A 15,990-nucleotide genomic window follows, 5' to 3' on the forward strand; every position below is an offset into this window, starting at 1 on the left:
TTCCTCCATGTACTTTTTTTGTAACAGTTTGAAGCGGTAAACACGGTAAATCTCGGCTATTATAATAATAACTTATTTTTAGCTGGGGGCTCTATTTTGGATACCAATCTTTTACAAGAAGCAAAAGACTTTATCATCTCCTGCTACCAGGAGTTAAATAAAACACAAAATGAAATCGATAAACGCATAGAAGAGATTACAAAACAGATTAATTCTACCGGAAGCTATGAGCACACCCTTTTTGAAATTGATCATGGTGCAAAAATGGCATGGCGCAACAGCAACCGTTGTATCGGAAGGCTCTTCTGGGATCAGATGCATACAATCGACATGAGACATCTCAAAACAGAAGAAGAAATCTATCAGGCGATCTTAAAACACATGGAGTATGCGACAAATGGCGGTCGCATCCGTCCTGCGATCACCGTCTTCGAACCGCAAACAGACCATAAGCACATCCGCATCTGGAACCATCAGTTGATCCGATATGCTGGATACCAACTAGAAAACGGTATTCTTGGAGATCCTGCTTCAGTTGAATTCACGAAAAAATGCATCGAGCTGGGCTGGGAGCCGAAGTACGGAAAGTTCGATGTCTTGCCGATTGTTATCCAAATCAATGACAATCCTCCAAAACTGTATGAACTGCCGGAAGATGCTCCTCTTGAAGTAGATATTCGCCACCCTGAATACGAGTGGTTTGAAGACTTGCAGCTTAAATGGCATGGGGTTCCTTTTATATCGGATATGTCGCTTGAAATTGGAGGAATTCGTTATACAGCTGCCCCTTTTAACGGCTGGTATATGGGTACGGAGATCGGTGCGCGGAATCTGGCTGATGAAGACCGGTATAACATGCTCCCGCAGATCGCTTCACTCATGGAGCTCGATACGAAGAGTTCGATCTCTTTATGGAAGGATAAAGCTCTCGTTGAGCTGAACATCGCCGTTCTGCATTCTTTCCGGGAAGACGGCGTTAGCATCGTGGACCACCATACGGCAGCACAGCAGTTTAATAAGTTTGAAGAAAAAGAGACAGAGAACGGCAGACCGGTAACCGGCAACTGGGCATGGCTCATTCCGCCTATGTCACCTGCCACGACACATATCTTTCATAAACCGTACAAAAACGATATCGTTAAACCGAATTATTTTTATCAACCTAGACCATATTGAGCAAAAGGGTTCTCCAATGGAGGAGAAATTGGTAATTCGTTTTTTACAGATGAAATACCACTATATTGGATATGTAAATAACATCAAAAACGACCAGATTTATCTGGTCGTTTCAGCTTGTAGAAAAAGTATCATGTATACATGATGAGACCAAATCAACTATGTGATTTGGTCTTTTTTTTGATTTTATAATCAGGAAAGCTTAAAGTACCCCTCATTAAATATGCTTCAAAAATTTAAATAAACTTGGGTACTTATGATCTGGTATTGAAAGATTATAAAAATGTGTACAGATCAACACTAAAACAACCAAAAGAATACTAAACCAAATGATTTCTTTCATCTATTACTGTTCTCCTTCTTCAATTTGCTTTCTTTTTTATCTGTGGAATCTCTGTCTTCCAGTTAAAAATTCCATTTAAGAACGTATAGATTCTCTTTGATTCTTTTGTAAGCAAAGGGCCAAGGATGGCTAAGATCAATACATAAAGTGCAGAGAACGGTTTTAATATTGAAGCTAACCCGCCGGCCATTCCAATGTTGGCTACGATTATGGAAAACTCTCCTCTTGAAACAATCGTTAAGCCGATGTTTGATGAAGCTTTATGAGAAAGCCCCGCTTTCCTTCCCGCGATCATTCCAGCTGCAAAGTTCCCTATGATCGTGATTACAACTGCCCCTAAGGCGAGCCAAACTGCACCGCCAAGCGTGAATGGATCTATACTTAAACCAAAGCTGAAGAAAAAGATGGCTCCGAAAAAATCTCTAAACGGAATGACTAGTTTTTCAATTCGTTCACTGTGCTCTGTCTCAGAGAACACCAATCCGAGAAGAAGTGCACCGATCGCCTCAGCAACATGAATGGTCTCTGAGAATCCAGCGATAAAGAACAAAGAGGCGAAAATCACAATAATAAAAATTTCATTGGAAGTAATATTAAGAAGCTTGTTCAAATATTTTGTACATGTTCTGGCAATAACAAAGAACAAAATCATATATCCAAACGCGATCAAAATGGACTTAACTACTCCAAACACAGAAGTCGCATCACCTAATACCAAACCTGAAATGATCGATAGGTAAACCGCTAAAAAAATATCTTCGAACATGATTATTCCTAGAATCAGTTCCGTTTCAGGATTCGCTGTTCGTCTCAGATCAACGATGACCTTTGCAACAATGGCACTCGATGAAATGGTTATGATTCCAGCGATGATCAGAACTTCTAATAAGGGAAAGCCCATGATTAAGGCATAGAGCAACCCTAATGTAAAGTTAATCAGAATATAAATACTGCCCCCTACAGCAATGTTTTTTCCTGACCGCACTAATTTCCCTACTGAAAATTCTAAGCCGAGATAGAACAGAAGAAATAAAACACCCACTCTGCCAAAGAAGGTTATGATTTCATTACTGTTGATAAAAGTTAGGTCCAATACACCGATAACAGGGGCATGCGGTCCAACAATCATCCCGAAAATGATAAGGAACGGAATGATGGAAAAGTTTAATTTGTTTGCGAGCAAGGCCGCAATTGAAATGATAACTAAGGCTGTCCCTACTTCAAGTACGAGGTGGTTTGTCATTCACCTTTCACCTCAGCAGAGAACATCTCTTTTATGATTCTTTTCACACCATGTCTTTCTCCTGAGATAACTAGCATGTCACCTTCATGGATCATCGTTTCAGGTCCAGGATTCAATATCTTCTCATTTCCTTTAACAATGGCAATAACAGATACTTCATATTTTTGACGGATGTCTATTTCTCCAATTGTCCGATTGACGGAGAATGATCCAGGTTCAATTCTATACCATTCAATCATCAGTTCATCAAAGGCCATCTCAATGTTTTCAATTGCTTTCGGCCGATAGATGATACCTCCGATGATCGCTGCGAACTGTCTTGCTTCCGTATCACTCAAGGTTACAGATGACAAACTCTCTTCATAATCGTTTTTGTCAAAATGGTATATCTCCCGTCGGCCATCGTCATGAACGATCACCACCACCTTATCTCCATTAGCGATTTCCACTTCAAACTTTCTGCCGATTCCGGGTAATTCGATTTCTTTTACGATCATAACAATCTCCTTTTTTTCTTATTTAGGCATGACAAATAAATGTTGGAAGTTTTGTATTTTCCGAACAATGCATCATGTTTTTTCTTTACGAAATAAACCCTTGTTGTTTAAGGATTTTTTGAGAATAAAATGGAATTGTATGATCGTCAGAGGTAATTCGATTGGAATTGATAAGGGGTAAGAAATACGGCTTTCTTGTGAGTGTGATCACTAGACAGCTGAAATTTAAACTCGACCTGTTCTTGCAGCAGCATAGTGCTGTTTAACTGAATTGCTTTGATTCCCTTTTTTAATTTCTTACTTTTCGTTGGGTATTCGCCAATAATCGTAGAATCATCGAACGACGAAGAGGATAATTCAATCACGTCGTTTAGAGGTGTCGATGATAAGTTTTCCATATTATAGTTTGGAAATAGGGATGTACCAATGAACACATACAGCAATGCCACTAATAAAAATCTATGCAATTCTTACTCCCCCCTTTCTACATTTATTTTATCATAAAAATACACGTCAATGAAGTAAAGCGAAAAAACCGCTATTACCTGCTTTCACCATACTTTTTTTAACGTAAAAAAGTTGTTGCCGCCTTAAAAATAATTACAACTGGCAATTTTTAAGTTTGACATCCCTTCAATTCTCTGACTAAAATATACTTCATGTGGGCAACTAGACTAAACATTATGAAGAAGGTGAATCAAATTGAAGAAGGTAAGAATAAGTTTAGCATGGCAAATTCTGATTGGACTTGCATTCGGGATTCTGATCGGTGCGTTGTTTTACGGAAACGAAACCGTACAAGGCTATCTGCAGCCTATTGGAGATATTTTTATCCGCTTGATTAAAATGATTGTTGTACCTATCGTTGTTTCCAGCTTGATTGTTGGTGTAGCAAGTGTTGGGGACATCAAACAATTAGGACGTCTTGGCGGAAAAACCATTCTGTATTTTGAAATCATTACAACTTTAGCGATCGTGATCGGTCTATTTATCGCAAATATCTTCCAGCCTGGTGCAGGCGTGGACATGAAATCGTTATCAAAAGGGGATATCTCCAGTTACGTAGAAACAACTGAATCTGTTGAAAGTCACGGATTTGCGGATACATTCTTGAATATCGTTCCAACCAATCTTTTTGAATCATTAGCTCAAGGAGATATGCTGGCAATCATCTTCTTCTCCGTTTTATTCGGTTTAGGAATTGCAGCAATCGGTGAAAGAGGTAAACCTGTATTGGCGTTCTTCCAAGGAACAGCTGATGCCATGTTCTATATCACAAACCAGATCATGAAGCTCGCTCCATTCGGTGTATTTGCACTAATCGGAGTGACTGTATCCAAATTCGGTGTAGAATCATTAGTACCATTAAGTAAGCTTGTTATCGTCGTATACGGCGCGATGTTCTTCTTTGTAATCGTCGTATTAGGCGCAGTGGCTGCGATGGTTAAAGTAAACATCTTTACGTTAATCAAAATTTTAAAAGATGAACTGATCCTGGCTTATTCCACAGCAAGTTCAGAAACTGTACTACCGAAATTGATGGAGAAAATGGAGAAGTTCGGCTGTCCGAAAGCCATCACTTCATTCGTTATTCCAACTGGTTATTCGTTTAACCTTGATGGATCTACTCTATATCAGGCAATCGCAGCATTGTTCATTGCTCAAATGTACGGCATCGAACTTACTATTGCTGAACAGATCTCGTTATTGCTCGTATTGATGGTAACATCAAAAGGAATCGCAGGAGTTCCTGGTGTATCCTTCGTTGTACTTTTAGCAACACTAGGTTCGGTTGGAATTCCACTTGAAGGTTTAGCCTTTATTGCAGGAATCGACCGTATACTGGACATGGCGAGAACAGCCGTTAACGTCGTGGGTAACTCACTGGCAGCGGTTGTCATGTCTAAATGGGAAGGCAAGTTCAATCCAATAAAAGCTCAGGAATACCAAAGAGAAGTAAGCTAACAATATTAAAAAACCGTGTCGGCAAGAATGCTGACACGGTTTTTTTGCTATTTTTTCAGGTGATACGGTACGGTCGAGATCACGATGTCCCGTTTATATAACAAATACGCACGAATCAATAGACTGGATTGGTTATGAAGAATATTATGCCAGCCTTTTTTAGGAATGAACTGCGGTATTACAACCGTTACTTGATAATCGCCTTCTTTCGCTTTATGGGCAACGGTGTCTAGAAACTTAGTTAACGGGCCTAATATGCTTCTGTAATGAGAGTGCAGAGTAACAAGCCTAATGTCAGGCTGCCATTGTTCCCACTTCTCTTCAAATTTTCTCTCATCTTCCCTTTCAAATGCTACGTATACCGCAATAATCTGATCAGGATTTAACGACTTCGCATATTTTAAGGAATTCTCCACAACATGCGTGATGCCGGCTACAGGAACAATGATCACATTTCCTTTTATATCTGGTGATGGTTCGCATGTTGTCAGTCTCAATTGGTCTCCAACCGCATCATAATGCTTTTTAATGCGATGAAATATGAATACGATAATCGGCAAAAAGACAAGGATGGACCACACTTGTGAAAACTTCGTTAAGAAGAACATGAGTGTAACAATAAAACTGATCAAAGCTCCCGTTGTATTCGTTATAAATTTCGGAACCCAGCCTGCTGGTTTCTCTCGAAGCCACTTCACCATCATTCCTGTTTGTGATAGCGTAAACGGCACGAAAACCCCTACAGCATATAACGGAATAAGATGTTCAGTTTCAGCATGAAACGCAACAATAAGAAGGATTGAAGCTAAACCAAGAATGATAATGCCGTTTGAATAGCCTAACCGGTCTCCTCTTACTAAAAACATACGTGGGATAAACTTATCCATTGCTAAGTTTACAGCCAACAGAGGGAACGCTGAATATCCTGTATTCGCTGCTAAAATCAAGATCAGAGCCGTCGTCCCTTGAATGAAGAAGTACATAAAGTTCCGTCCAAATGTTTCTTCTGCAATCTGGGAAACCACGGTAACTTCTGCTTTTGGCACGATTCCATAAAAATACGCAAGCGTGACGATGCCTGAGAAAAGGATAGCCAATAAAGCTCCCATCATCATTAACGTCCTTGCAGCATTTACAGGTGCTGGTTCTTTAAAGTTCGGAATGGCATTTGATATCGCTTCTACCCCCGTTAAAGCAGAACTTCCTGAAGCAAATGCTCTTAAGAGAATAAACAATGAAATTCCAGCGACGGGTGTTCCAACCGGTGTATGTAAACTTTGCGGTACATCGCCTGTATATATGTTATAAATACCTACAACGATTAGAATAAATAAAGCTAGAACAAACAAATAAACAGGATAAGCAAGAATCGAAGCGGATTCTGTAACTCCTCTCAAGTTTAAAAGGGTAAGAAAAATAACAAATAGAATCGCAATCTCAACGTTAAAATCATGCAAGTCAGGAAAAGCAGACGTAATGGCGTCCGTTCCAGCGGATACACTTACCGCTACAGTAAGGATGTAGTCAACAAGCAGTGAACCTCCTGCCACCAATCCTGGATTCACACCTAAATTGGTCTTGGAAACGACATACGCACCTCCACCGTGGGGATAAGCATAAATGATCTGTCTATAGGACAAGATCAATGCTGTTAAAAGAAATAAAACTCCTATCGCAATCGGAAGCGAATACCAAAAAGCAGCTGCTCCGACTGTCACAAGAACAATCAAGATCTGCTCCGGCCCATACGCTACCGATGATAAAGCATCAGAAGAAAGAATGGCCAATGCCTTTGTTTTGTTAATCTTTTGTTCTCCTAATTCTGCCGATTTTAATGGTCGGCCGATTAAGAATCTTTTTATGCTTGTAAACATTTTTCTACTCTCCATCCGAATGTAAACTGTATTTACTTCTTTTAGTCATTTCCAATTAACTTATTTTCTAAAAACAAAAAGGCCTGCAAGTCATCACGAAAAATGACTTGCAGACCTTATATTTTCGGATCCACAAGTTCCACCTTCCTTCTCATAAACGCTTACGGAGTTAGCTGTCGGATTCGGGCCTTTGAGTAGCCCTACCTAAAAAGGATTCACCCCAGGATTATTGAAAATCCGTGGTTGGGTCCCCCGCACCAAATGGTTTCAGCGATTTAGAAATTTGAAACTGTGATAATAATACTCCTGCTTTATAAAAAAGTAAATAACATTTTTATGTAGAATAAGTAAAGGAGAAATTGTACATAGTGAAGATACATCCCCGCCTAGTCTTAAAAATGAACTTTATTACAAGGAGTTTACTATGTCAAAAGAGAAAAAACCCTTATTTTCCGATGAAGAATTAACTGACTTAGCCCAAGAAATTAATGAGCAATACGGCAATGATGAGCAACAGGATGAAGTCATTTCGGATTCAAATGAAATGAAATCCGAAATATGAAAACTTAAAGAATCGAAAAAAGCACTGTTAAACACAGTGTTTTTTGTTTACTCATTAACACTTGATTATTTTCAGGCAAATGAGGAAGATTAGGGTGTACTCTTAATGACTTACAGGAGGTGTTTAGCCTGATCCGAAATCGCAAACTACATATTTTAAACGGACAAGAAATGTACAGGTATTTCACAAACGAACACTTGCTTGATGATGAAATCAAGCTCCCTTTTAACGAAGCGATGTGCTACGGAAACACGATTGAAGACATTTTTTCAAAAGAATTTGCAGAGATTCGCTCAAAGGTTCACCATGTTACACGTGATGAGTATGCCGAAGTCACGCTACAACCTCTGTTGCCTCTTTTTAATAACAAATTTGAAAAAATCGAGTTATGGTTTGATTCTGATATGTTTTGTCAGATTAATTACTTAACGATTCTTGCCTGGCTGGATCAGACCAATTATCTAAGTACGATTACGCTTCATATTGTAGATGATCAGTTTGAACCTATCGAAATTTATCCCTTACAAGCTCAAGGATATTATGAACTTTACAAACAAGTTTTGATTCATAAGACGAGCCCTGGGACGATTGATCTTCCCCCGTTAAAGAAGGGAGTCGAGCTATATTTAAATTACCTAAAAGAAGACAGTGCTATCATGCTGTACATCCAACAAAATCAACATCTCTCAGATGATGAACTTGCAGCTGAACTTCTCAAGAATTTTAAAGAGTACGGTTTAGGGGATCTGCAATACTTGGATATGATTAAAAAAAGCCGATTATCTCTGTAAAATTGAGATAACCGGCTTGATTTTTAGTTGTCAGTTCATTGCTCTGCTTTCATTGCATGAGCCTGCGGAACCGCTCGTTTAATAAATAACGAAACGATCCATGCGATCACAACTAGCCCAAAAGCGAGTAAGAATGCGCTTTTCATTCCAGCAATCATGGCTAGGATCTGAATGGTAACTCCATCTTCCTCCATTCCCTGACTCTTCAAAAAACGAGCAGAACTATTGGTCATGATCGAAACAAGCAATGCCGTTCCAACCGCACCCGCTACCTGTTGAAGTGTACTGATGATTGCTGTTCCATGTGGATATAACGGTGGCGGCAGTTCGTTTAGAGCGTTGGTCATAACCGGCATCATGACCATCGAAATACCTAACATCAACAATGTATTGAAAATCATGATGCTGATATAAGGAGTGGTTAAGTCGATAAAAGCAAACTGCCAAAGCGTATTGGCAATCAGCCCTAATCCGATTAGAGCAAGCCACTTAGCACCGAATCTATCAAATAAACGGCCAGTTATAGGAGACATAATCCCCATGACAACTCCGCCTGGAAGCATGATCAAACCTGCTTTCAATGGACTGTATCCCAACGCGTTCTGAAGGAAGATCGGCAGCAGCATCATAGCTGAAAACATCGCCATCATAACAATCATCATGATTAATGTCGACATCCTAAAAATGCTGTACGTAAACGTCCGAAGATTAAGTAACGGCTCTGAAATCGTTAATTGCCTCCAAGTAAACAACACTAATGAAACAACTCCAATTGCAATTGGAATCAAAACGTCATTGCTCGACCAGCCTCCATGTCCTTCACCTGAACTGCTGAAACCATATACAATACCCCCGAACCCTAATGTTGAAAGCAGCAGCGAGATCAGATCCACTTTTGGATTCGTCGTTTCGGTAACGTTCTTTAGTTTTACAAAGGCAAATACGATAACAAGCAGTGCGATAGGCAGCACGCCGTAAAAGAGTACCCGCCAGCTGAAATGCTCGACAATAATCCCTGAAAGAGTAGGCCCGATCGCAGGAGCAAATGTAATGACAATACCTATGGTCCCCATGGCCGATCCCCTTCTTTCAAAAGGGACGACAGAAAATACGACGTTTGTTAGTAAGGGAAACAGCAATCCAGTACCTGCCGCTTGAAGAAGCCTTCCAACCAAAAGGAATTCGATCCCTGGTGCAATTGCCGCAATAAATGTTCCCAATGTAAACAATGACATCGCTCCAAGAAACAAGCTTCTTGTTGTAAATCGCTGAATGAGATAAGCAGTAACCGGGATAAGAACCCCAATAACAAGAAGGTATCCAGTCGTGAGCCATTGAGCAGTACTCGGTTCGATTTCGAAGTCAGCCATTATTTTTGTCAAAGCAACGTTAAGCAGTGTTTCATTCAGGATGGCTACAAATACACCGAGAATCATGATCATAACCAATAAAAAGTTCTCTCTGCTCCCGAACGTTCCCCCAGTTTCAGTAGAATGATCTTGATTTTTCACTTTTTCTCCTTTCATTCAAATGGTGTGCACAATCTCGCGCAACCCATTGAAATGATTATTATTGTTGGTTCTTTTTGATTAATGAAAAAGGCAGTATTAGGATTAACACATTTTCAACAGAACAAACATTCGCATTCAATACTATCACAATTATGAAGAAACTGACAATCATCTTTTTGTTGGTATTCCGAAAAAAAAACACACTTCCTAAAGAAAGAAGTGCGTGGTATTTAGATTTAAAAATTAACCTTGTAAAGAATAATCCTTTTCCACTTTGCTGATTCTAACTGAATAATTCTTGTACCACTCGGATTTCCCTTTTTCTTGGGCGATCTTATGTGCGGCATGTTCTTTCCACTCTTGAATCGCATCTAATGAATCCCAATAAGAAACAGTGATCCCCAATTCGGTATCACGGGCACTTTCTATACCAAGAAATCCTGTTTCTTTTGATGCGAACTCAACCATTTTCTGTGCCATTGTTCCATATCCTGTATCTACATCTGTTCGTTTAGATGTAAAGATAACCGCATAATAAGGCGGTTCAGGTGTTTTTGCAAAGTTACTCATGTACATTCCTCCTAAAGTTTGAATACACGGCTTCATTCGTGGCAAGACTAATTTTGCAAAGGAGAGATGAAAATATGAACATGAAAGACTTCAAAGCAGCAAATCTATCAGAAAATCTGGTAGACGAAATTCAGTCCCTTGAAGAGAAGATCAGCCAGCAAGCGAACAAAAAAGTTGTCGTTATCGCGTATGAACAAGGTTCAGAGGGTAACCTGTAAAGAGAAATAGACGCCTATTTCTCTTTTTTTATTTCACTAAAGTCTTCTTTGCAAAAGAATAGTTTCGGTACGTTTGTAATATTTTATTGCTTAACCGCATCTATGATTAGCGATGGAAAAGCGAGTTTTTCCTGATTTCTAGGATCGATTTTCTTAGAACGAAAAATGACTCCATCCTGTTCATTCCAGTCAGACTGATGGAATTCCCCTTCTTCATCACAATACTCTACCAATCTCACTTCAAACCCTGCAGCCTCAAACATACTTGTTAGCGTCTGATAGTTGTAGACGATTTTATGACTTGCGGCTGGGTGGTCTTTCGGTCCTGGTCCGCCGATCTGAACAATCCTTTGATATTCATCGTTTTTAAAATAACCATCTGGCACTGCACAGCGAATATATCCGGACGGCTTTAAATAGTCATAGCAAAGCCTTGCAGCAGCTATCCCTTCTTCAAACGTAAGGTGTTCCCAAACATGTTCAGCCAATATAGCGGTTATTGAATTTGGTTGAAATCTTTCATTCCACGTGTCTGGATTCAGTAAATCCAGCTCACTTTCTTGTGTATGGATCCAGCCGGGATTGTTCCTAAATTCCCCTGCACCAATAACGACCTTTATATCTGAATGAGACACAGCCATCTCGTTCACTCCCATAATTGCTTTTTTCCGGAAGATTATTATTTCGTTAACTTTGTTGTATCTCCTTTTTCACTTATATATACATTGGAGAATTATGTTAAATTGATAGTGGAGGTGTTTGTATGGACATCAAGACGATTATCGACGAAATCACGAATATTGGAATCTCAAAAACAATAGTAGAAACGAAACAGTTAAGCGGCGGCACAACGAGCAAACTCTATCTGCTCTTTGACAGCGAAAATAACAAATATGTTGTGAAGTTTAATGAACCACACGTGTTAAAGGCAGAGTCTCATTATTTAGCTTTTTATAAGGATGTGGATTTCCTGCCCGACCTTTTATATACAGAACCTGCCTACCGTTACATTATTTATTCATTCGTTGCAGGTGCTGTTGACTATCCTCGTAAAAATAAAAAAGAGATGCTGCAGACATTGGTAGAGCAATTAATTAATCAATATAAATTTGTTGAAGAACCTGCCGGCTGGGGCTGGGCAGATGAACTCAACGATTCGTGGGAAAACTTCTTATTGAGCAGAGCGAACGAGTCATCAACAATTTTAAAACCTTATCTAGAAAAAGAAGATCATGACTTCGTTCTGGATCTAGTAAAAAGCCCAAACAGAAATCGTGAGTTCACACAACCATTCTTGTTGCACGGGGATTGCGGTGTACATAACTTTATTTTTACCGAAGAGAAACTGACTGGCGTGATCGATCCGACTCCTGTTTACGGTGAACCGCTGTACGATCTAATCTATGCATTTTGTTCTTCACCAGATGATTTAACAAATGAAACGATCCAATCAGCGGCGAGTCTATTGAAAGCTTACGAAAACAAGAATGATAGATTTTTGCACGAGGAAGTTCTAATTGGTCTGTATTTCAGGATGGCATCATGTGTCCGGCATCATCCCGAGGATCTTGAGGAATACCTTAATGCTTGGAATTATTGGAAAAACATCGTTAATGCTGCCATGAATAAATAACTTGGGGGAAAATATGTCTTACAGCGATAAAGAATTAACGATTAGACCCATAGTTCATGAGGACCTACCGAAACTATGGGAACTGCTCTATAAAGAAGAATCACCTGAATGGAAAAAGTGGGATGCTCCATACTACGAGCATAAGCCGCTTCCTTTTGAAGAGTTCATGAAACAAAAAGAAAAGTTCGTCCAGTCAGAAAGCCGCTGGGCGATCACAATAAATGAAGAAGTGGTCGGAACGGTAAGCTACTATTGGGAGCACAAAGCTTCTAACTGGCTTGAGATGGGTATTGTGATTTATGATTCTGCGTTCTGGAGCGGCAGCTATGGTACAAGAGCACTCAGGCTTTGGATTCATCATCTGTTTACAACCATGCCTCTCGTTCGAGTTGGTTATACGACGTGGTCTGGAAACGAAAGAATGATAAAGGTCGGAGAAAAATTTGGAATGACGATGGAAGCGAGACTGCGAAAGTGCCGGTATTATAACGGAGAATACTATGATTCTATTCGGATGGGACTGCTTCGAGAAGAATGGGGGGAAAGCCAGTGTATCTAAAGTCAGAAAGGCTATTAATCAGAAACTTTGAAGAAAATGATTGGGAAGCTGTTCATGAGTATACCTCTGATCATCATGTTATGAAATACATCCCTGAAGGAGTTCTTTCCAAAGAAAACACAAAGGAATTTATAAATAAAAATAGGCATGCAGAGCCAGAGCAGTTCCCGGTGGTACTGCTCGATGAAAACATTCTGATTGGACACATTTCTTTTCATAAATATTTTGGTGATCATACGTACGAGATCGGCTGGGTGTTTAATCCGAAATACTACAATAAAGGGTATGCATCAGAAGCAGCCCAAGCAGTATTAAAATATGGATTTGAAGAATTGAACTTGCATCGGATCATCGCAACCTGTCAGCCCGAGAATCCTCCATCCTACCGAGTGATGGAGAAGATAGGCATGAGAAGAGAAGGTTATTTTAAAAAGTGCATCCCCCATGGAAACGAATGGTGGGATGAGTATTATTACGCGATTTTAAAAGAAGAATGGAAATAAAAAAGAATAATTTCTTTGTTAAAGAGTTCTCTAACACAAATAGTTATTCAGCAAACGTGCTGGATTGTGGAACAAGGAAATACTCATTATTTGTAAAATTATGTTCAAAAGTACAAAGGGGTAAACGATGAATAATTTGATTTTTATAATCTCATCCTTAATCAGTTGGTGGATGTTCTTTGTATGGATTTCTTCCAATATATATTTTGCTGAATCAATGGAATATGGGGCTTTCCTATATACCTCAGTTTTCGCTTTTAGTCCTTTCCTATCAGCTTTAGTGACTTATTTAACATATAAATTCTGCATTAAATTATTATCTAAGTTTACGCTTCAGACAGTAACCATTTTCTACATACTCATATCCATTTATGGGGTAAATCTTATATTAAATATTTAAGTAATTGCAAAATCCTGTTCAACAATCGGATGCATTTCTTTAAGAAACGAATGTGCTTTTTTTATTGAACTAATAAAGGCTTGTAACTTAGATTAAAAAACAAAGGAGCTTACTACGTTAACGAAACAACAACTTCAAGATATTAACAAACTACAAAAAGTGTGTGAGAATCATGATAATATACAGCTGAAACTTAACTGGGATATGCTAGAGAATCGCAAATCTTATCAACTAGACTTTTTTCATTATGAAAAAGACGAACTTGTCGCGTTTTTAGGTTTGTATCCTTTTGGATCTACAGTCGAAGTTTGCGGCATGGTGAAACCAAGTGAGCGACGGAAGGGACATTTTCATCAGTTGTTCCAAGAAGGAATGGAAACAGTTAAACAAAGCCAATACAAAAAAATCTTATTGAATACACCAGCGGAATCAAATGCTGCAAAAGCTTTTTTGTAAATTCATGATTTACTCCTTAAAAGGATATATAACACAGGGAATATTATGAGATATTAAAATTGAATTTATTCAAAAAAAGTTGTTTCGATAGCAATTTTTCACAAATTCAATAAGTATAAAAACATATACATAAGGAAGAATAAAGTGTGTGAGTAAAAAAATTTAAAAGGAGAATTTCTAATGATAAGAAAACAATTATTAATTATTACAGCTTTTGTTCTCTCAATTGGTCTTTTACTTGGTGGGAATATTGCTTCAGCAAATAATAATGACAATTATAATGATACAAACAACATGACAAGAAATGTTGCAGCAACAAATGATGACGATGATGATATGGATTGGGGATGGCTCGGTTTAATTGGTTTGGCTGGGTTATTAGGTAGAAGAAGAAGAGATGACCGAAAAGACTAATGATATACACTTTTTCACTTCAATAAATTCAACATGCATAAAGACAGCCAACATTTAATTTGGCTGTCTTTGTTTGTTTTCTATAAAAGCCGATAACGTGTCAATCCTCTTTAAACCAGCCTTTCCTTTTAACCAACTTATATTTTTCTTATTCAACAACGGGTGCTTTAACTGAATAACAACATAAGAAACGACCAGATAAAAATTCTGGTCGTTTATATATATATGCTAATTATCTTATCGCACCATGAGGCAATACAGCATGCACACCCCGTACTCCATTGACGATCTGCGTAATCCTCAAATCTACTACTAGACTTGCTAAAGCCAGTGCTTCTTTTCGTTCATAGCCGAACAATTCATTCATGAGGTTTAACATCCCGTCTAAAGCAATTGTAGTTGCTTCGTTCAAATCCTCATGAAAGCCCATCGTGATCCAACCGGCTGGTGTTTTTGCTCGAGGCATTGATAGTATTATATCTTCTCGGACTGATAGCGTTAAGTCAACGACATCCATTGGGCACTCAAGCGCAGGGCAGCCCACTTCCCCATCCCCTTGAACAGCATGGCCATCACCTACAGAGAAGAGCCCGCCAGACACCGGTATAGGTAGATACAGCGTACTTCCTGCGATTAATTCCTTACAATCGATGTTTCCACCACAAAAACGAGGAGGTGCCGTTCCGTGAATTCCAGCTTCATTTGGCGGCATCCCCATGATTCCCATAAAAGGACTTAGTGCCACTTTATGCCCTTTATCACTGACTCCGATCATGGCATCTGAATCTAATTTCCAATTCAGGTGAAACTCCTCACCTTCTGCGATTCCTAACGCTATATTAACAGGATGAGGAAATCCTCCGGCACTATTCCATCCCCATGAACCGGGCCGAATCTCATTGATCTTAATCTCGAGTGTCATACCGGGTTCTGCACCTCTTATTTTTACCGGACCGCATAAAGCATGACCGCCATCGCGAGGCCGTTCTCTCGGTTCGTACTTTTTACGAACGCCTTTATTAATGAATGGTTCTAACCCCCATGCTGCTTCGAGCGTACTGAAACGAACGGTGTCTCCGGAATTTATCGAGAGTACAGGTTTATAATTCATAGAGAAGGAGCCGTGTAAGGTTGAACGATCAGGATGAATAGTGTAGTGTGCCATTGTAATTCCTCCCATTATGTATCCGTTTTCCTTTTCATCATACTGTAAAAAAATGGGCGGTTGAATACTCAAATGTGAACAATTCATAACATGCAAAAACGCCTGATACA

Annotated in this window: 18 protein-coding genes and 1 riboswitch; of the genes, 10 read left to right on the forward strand and 8 right to left on the reverse strand. The window is 39.2% G+C overall.

The window, feature by feature from the left end:
* Positions 1–96: 96 nt before the first annotated feature.
* On the forward strand, positions 97–1,176 hold the full coding sequence (locus ACFW35_RS13185; RefSeq protein ID WP_379846302.1) for a nitric oxide synthase oxygenase: 1,080 nt from the start codon (positions 97–99) through the stop codon (positions 1,174–1,176).
* Positions 1,177–1,538: 362 nt separating this feature from the next.
* Here ACFW35_RS13185 and ACFW35_RS13190 read toward each other — a convergent pair whose 3' ends face one another.
* The 3 genes from ACFW35_RS13190 to ACFW35_RS13200 form a co-directional block, all read right to left on the reverse strand.
* A complete protein-coding gene (locus tag ACFW35_RS13190) occupies positions 1,539–2,762 on the reverse strand; it encodes a cation:proton antiporter (RefSeq protein ID WP_379846304.1) in 1,224 nt (407 codons plus the stop codon).
* Positions 2,759–3,259, reverse strand: coding sequence for a cation:proton antiporter regulatory subunit (locus ACFW35_RS13195; protein WP_379846306.1), 501 nt, complete (start codon positions 3,257–3,259; stop codon positions 2,759–2,761). The genes ACFW35_RS13190 and ACFW35_RS13195 overlap by 4 nt, the downstream gene beginning before the upstream one ends.
* A gap of 146 nt (positions 3,260–3,405) precedes the next feature.
* The gene (locus ACFW35_RS13200; RefSeq protein ID WP_379846308.1) at positions 3,406–3,726 is read right to left on the reverse strand and encodes a hypothetical protein; all 321 of its coding nucleotides are present in this window, start codon (positions 3,724–3,726) and stop codon (positions 3,406–3,408) included.
* A gap of 235 nt (positions 3,727–3,961) precedes the next feature.
* Here ACFW35_RS13200 and gltP point away from each other — a divergent pair, with 235 nt between their 5' ends.
* Positions 3,962–5,224, forward strand: a complete 1,263-nt coding sequence (gene gltP, locus ACFW35_RS13205; protein ID WP_379846310.1) for a glutamate/aspartate:proton symporter GltP — start codon at positions 3,962–3,964, stop codon at positions 5,222–5,224.
* A gap of 47 nt (positions 5,225–5,271) precedes the next feature.
* Here the strand turns inward: gltP and ACFW35_RS13210 are convergent, their stop codons facing one another.
* On the reverse strand, positions 5,272–7,098 hold the full coding sequence (locus tag ACFW35_RS13210) for an APC family permease (RefSeq protein ID WP_379846312.1): 1,827 nt from the start codon (positions 7,096–7,098) through the stop codon (positions 5,272–5,274).
* A 143-nt stretch (positions 7,099–7,241) separates the two neighbouring features.
* Positions 7,242–7,381: riboswitch (cyclic di-AMP (ydaO/yuaA leader) on the reverse strand.
* A 141-nt stretch (positions 7,382–7,522) separates the two neighbouring features.
* On the opposite strand from ACFW35_RS13210, the gene ACFW35_RS13215 reads away from it, so the two are divergent.
* Both ACFW35_RS13215 and ACFW35_RS13220 read left to right on the forward strand, forming a co-directional pair.
* On the forward strand, positions 7,523–7,660 hold the full coding sequence (locus tag ACFW35_RS13215; RefSeq protein WP_379846314.1) for a bacitracin ABC transporter ATP-binding protein: 138 nt from the start codon (positions 7,523–7,525) through the stop codon (positions 7,658–7,660).
* Between the two features lie 170 nt (positions 7,661–7,830).
* Positions 7,831–8,451, forward strand: a complete 621-nt coding sequence (locus ACFW35_RS13220; protein ID WP_379846316.1) for an AraC family transcriptional regulator — start codon at positions 7,831–7,833, stop codon at positions 8,449–8,451.
* A gap of 35 nt (positions 8,452–8,486) precedes the next feature.
* On the opposite strand, the gene ACFW35_RS13225 is transcribed toward ACFW35_RS13220, so the two are convergent.
* Both ACFW35_RS13225 and ACFW35_RS13230 read right to left on the reverse strand, forming a co-directional pair.
* Positions 8,487–9,893, reverse strand: a complete 1,407-nt coding sequence (locus tag ACFW35_RS13225; protein WP_379847499.1) for a DHA2 family efflux MFS transporter permease subunit — start codon at positions 9,891–9,893, stop codon at positions 8,487–8,489.
* 312 nt (positions 9,894–10,205) lie between these two features.
* A complete protein-coding gene (locus ACFW35_RS13230; RefSeq protein WP_379846318.1) occupies positions 10,206–10,532 on the reverse strand; it encodes an antibiotic biosynthesis monooxygenase family protein in 327 nt (108 codons plus the stop codon).
* 74 nt (positions 10,533–10,606) lie between these two features.
* Here ACFW35_RS13230 and ACFW35_RS13235 point away from each other — a divergent pair, with 74 nt between their 5' ends.
* Positions 10,607–10,750 carry a hypothetical protein gene (locus ACFW35_RS13235; RefSeq protein ID WP_379846320.1) on the forward strand — a complete coding sequence of 48 codons (144 nt, stop codon included), beginning with the start codon at positions 10,607–10,609 and terminating at the stop codon, positions 10,748–10,750.
* Positions 10,751–10,833: 83 nt separating this feature from the next.
* Here the strand turns inward: ACFW35_RS13235 and ACFW35_RS13240 are convergent, their stop codons facing one another.
* Complete coding sequence (locus ACFW35_RS13240; protein WP_379846322.1) at positions 10,834–11,391, reverse strand: class I SAM-dependent methyltransferase; 558 nt, start codon at positions 11,389–11,391, stop codon at positions 10,834–10,836.
* 122 nt (positions 11,392–11,513) lie between these two features.
* Between ACFW35_RS13240 and ACFW35_RS13245 the strand changes: the two genes are divergently transcribed.
* The 5 genes from ACFW35_RS13245 to ACFW35_RS13265 all read left to right on the forward strand — a co-directional run bounded on the left by ACFW35_RS13245 (position 11,514) and on the right by ACFW35_RS13265 (position 14,715).
* Positions 11,514–12,383 carry an aminoglycoside phosphotransferase family protein gene (locus ACFW35_RS13245; RefSeq protein WP_379846324.1) on the forward strand — a complete coding sequence of 290 codons (870 nt, stop codon included), beginning with the start codon at positions 11,514–11,516 and terminating at the stop codon, positions 12,381–12,383.
* A gap of 13 nt (positions 12,384–12,396) precedes the next feature.
* Positions 12,397–12,942: a GNAT family N-acetyltransferase gene (locus ACFW35_RS13250; RefSeq protein WP_379846326.1), complete on the forward strand. Its 546-nt coding sequence runs from the start codon at positions 12,397–12,399 to the stop codon at positions 12,940–12,942.
* On the forward strand, positions 12,933–13,445 hold the full coding sequence (locus ACFW35_RS13255) for a GNAT family N-acetyltransferase (protein WP_379846328.1): 513 nt from the start codon (positions 12,933–12,935) through the stop codon (positions 13,443–13,445). Before ACFW35_RS13250 ends, ACFW35_RS13255 begins: the two co-directional genes overlap by 10 nt.
* Before the next feature lie 559 nt (positions 13,446–14,004).
* The gene (locus ACFW35_RS13260; protein WP_379846330.1) at positions 14,005–14,301 is read left to right on the forward strand and encodes a GNAT family N-acetyltransferase; all 297 of its coding nucleotides are present in this window, start codon (positions 14,005–14,007) and stop codon (positions 14,299–14,301) included.
* Positions 14,302–14,481: 180 nt separating this feature from the next.
* A complete protein-coding gene (locus ACFW35_RS13265) occupies positions 14,482–14,715 on the forward strand; it encodes a WGxxGxxG family protein (RefSeq protein ID WP_379846332.1) in 234 nt (77 codons plus the stop codon).
* A gap of 232 nt (positions 14,716–14,947) precedes the next feature.
* Here ACFW35_RS13265 and ACFW35_RS13270 read toward each other — a convergent pair whose 3' ends face one another.
* Positions 14,948–15,880 carry an acetamidase/formamidase family protein gene (locus ACFW35_RS13270; protein WP_379846334.1) on the reverse strand — a complete coding sequence of 311 codons (933 nt, stop codon included), beginning with the start codon at positions 15,878–15,880 and terminating at the stop codon, positions 14,948–14,950.
* Positions 15,881–15,990 lie beyond the last annotated feature (110 nt).

The organism is Fictibacillus sp. NPDC058756, from assembly GCF_042746035.1.
Taxonomy (GTDB): domain Bacteria; phylum Bacillota; class Bacilli; order Bacillales; family Fictibacillaceae; genus Fictibacillus.

Excerpts from the sequence above, each read along its gene's own strand:
- ACFW35_RS13215 (WP_379846314.1), top strand. The coding sequence starts at position 7,523 with ATGTCAAAAGAGAAAAAACCCTTATTTTCCGATGAAGAATTAACTGAC.
- ACFW35_RS13250 (WP_379846326.1), top strand. The coding sequence starts at position 12,397 with ATGTCTTACAGCGATAAAGAATTAACGATTAGACCCATAGTTCATGAG.
- ACFW35_RS13210 (WP_379846312.1), bottom strand. The coding sequence starts at position 7,098 with ATGTTTACAAGCATAAAAAGATTCTTAATCGGCCGACCATTAAAATCG.
- ACFW35_RS13270 (WP_379846334.1), bottom strand. The coding sequence starts at position 15,880 with ATGGCACACTACACTATTCATCCTGATCGTTCAACCTTACACGGCTCC.
- ACFW35_RS13230 (WP_379846318.1), bottom strand. The coding sequence starts at position 10,532 with ATGAGTAACTTTGCAAAAACACCTGAACCGCCTTATTATGCGGTTATC.
- ACFW35_RS13225 (WP_379847499.1), bottom strand. The coding sequence starts at position 9,893 with ATGATCATGATTCTCGGTGTATTTGTAGCCATCCTGAATGAAACACTG.
- ACFW35_RS13220 (WP_379846316.1), top strand. The coding sequence starts at position 7,831 with ATGTACAGGTATTTCACAAACGAACACTTGCTTGATGATGAAATCAAG.
- ACFW35_RS13240 (WP_379846322.1), bottom strand. The coding sequence starts at position 11,391 with ATGGCTGTGTCTCATTCAGATATAAAGGTCGTTATTGGTGCAGGGGAA.
- ACFW35_RS13265 (WP_379846332.1), top strand. The coding sequence starts at position 14,482 with ATGATAAGAAAACAATTATTAATTATTACAGCTTTTGTTCTCTCAATT.
- ACFW35_RS13195 (WP_379846306.1), bottom strand. The coding sequence starts at position 3,259 with ATGATCGTAAAAGAAATCGAATTACCCGGAATCGGCAGAAAGTTTGAA.
- ACFW35_RS13235 (WP_379846320.1), top strand. The coding sequence starts at position 10,607 with ATGAACATGAAAGACTTCAAAGCAGCAAATCTATCAGAAAATCTGGTA.
- ACFW35_RS13245 (WP_379846324.1), top strand. The coding sequence starts at position 11,514 with ATGGACATCAAGACGATTATCGACGAAATCACGAATATTGGAATCTCA.
- ACFW35_RS13190 (WP_379846304.1), bottom strand. The coding sequence starts at position 2,762 with ATGACAAACCACCTCGTACTTGAAGTAGGGACAGCCTTAGTTATCATT.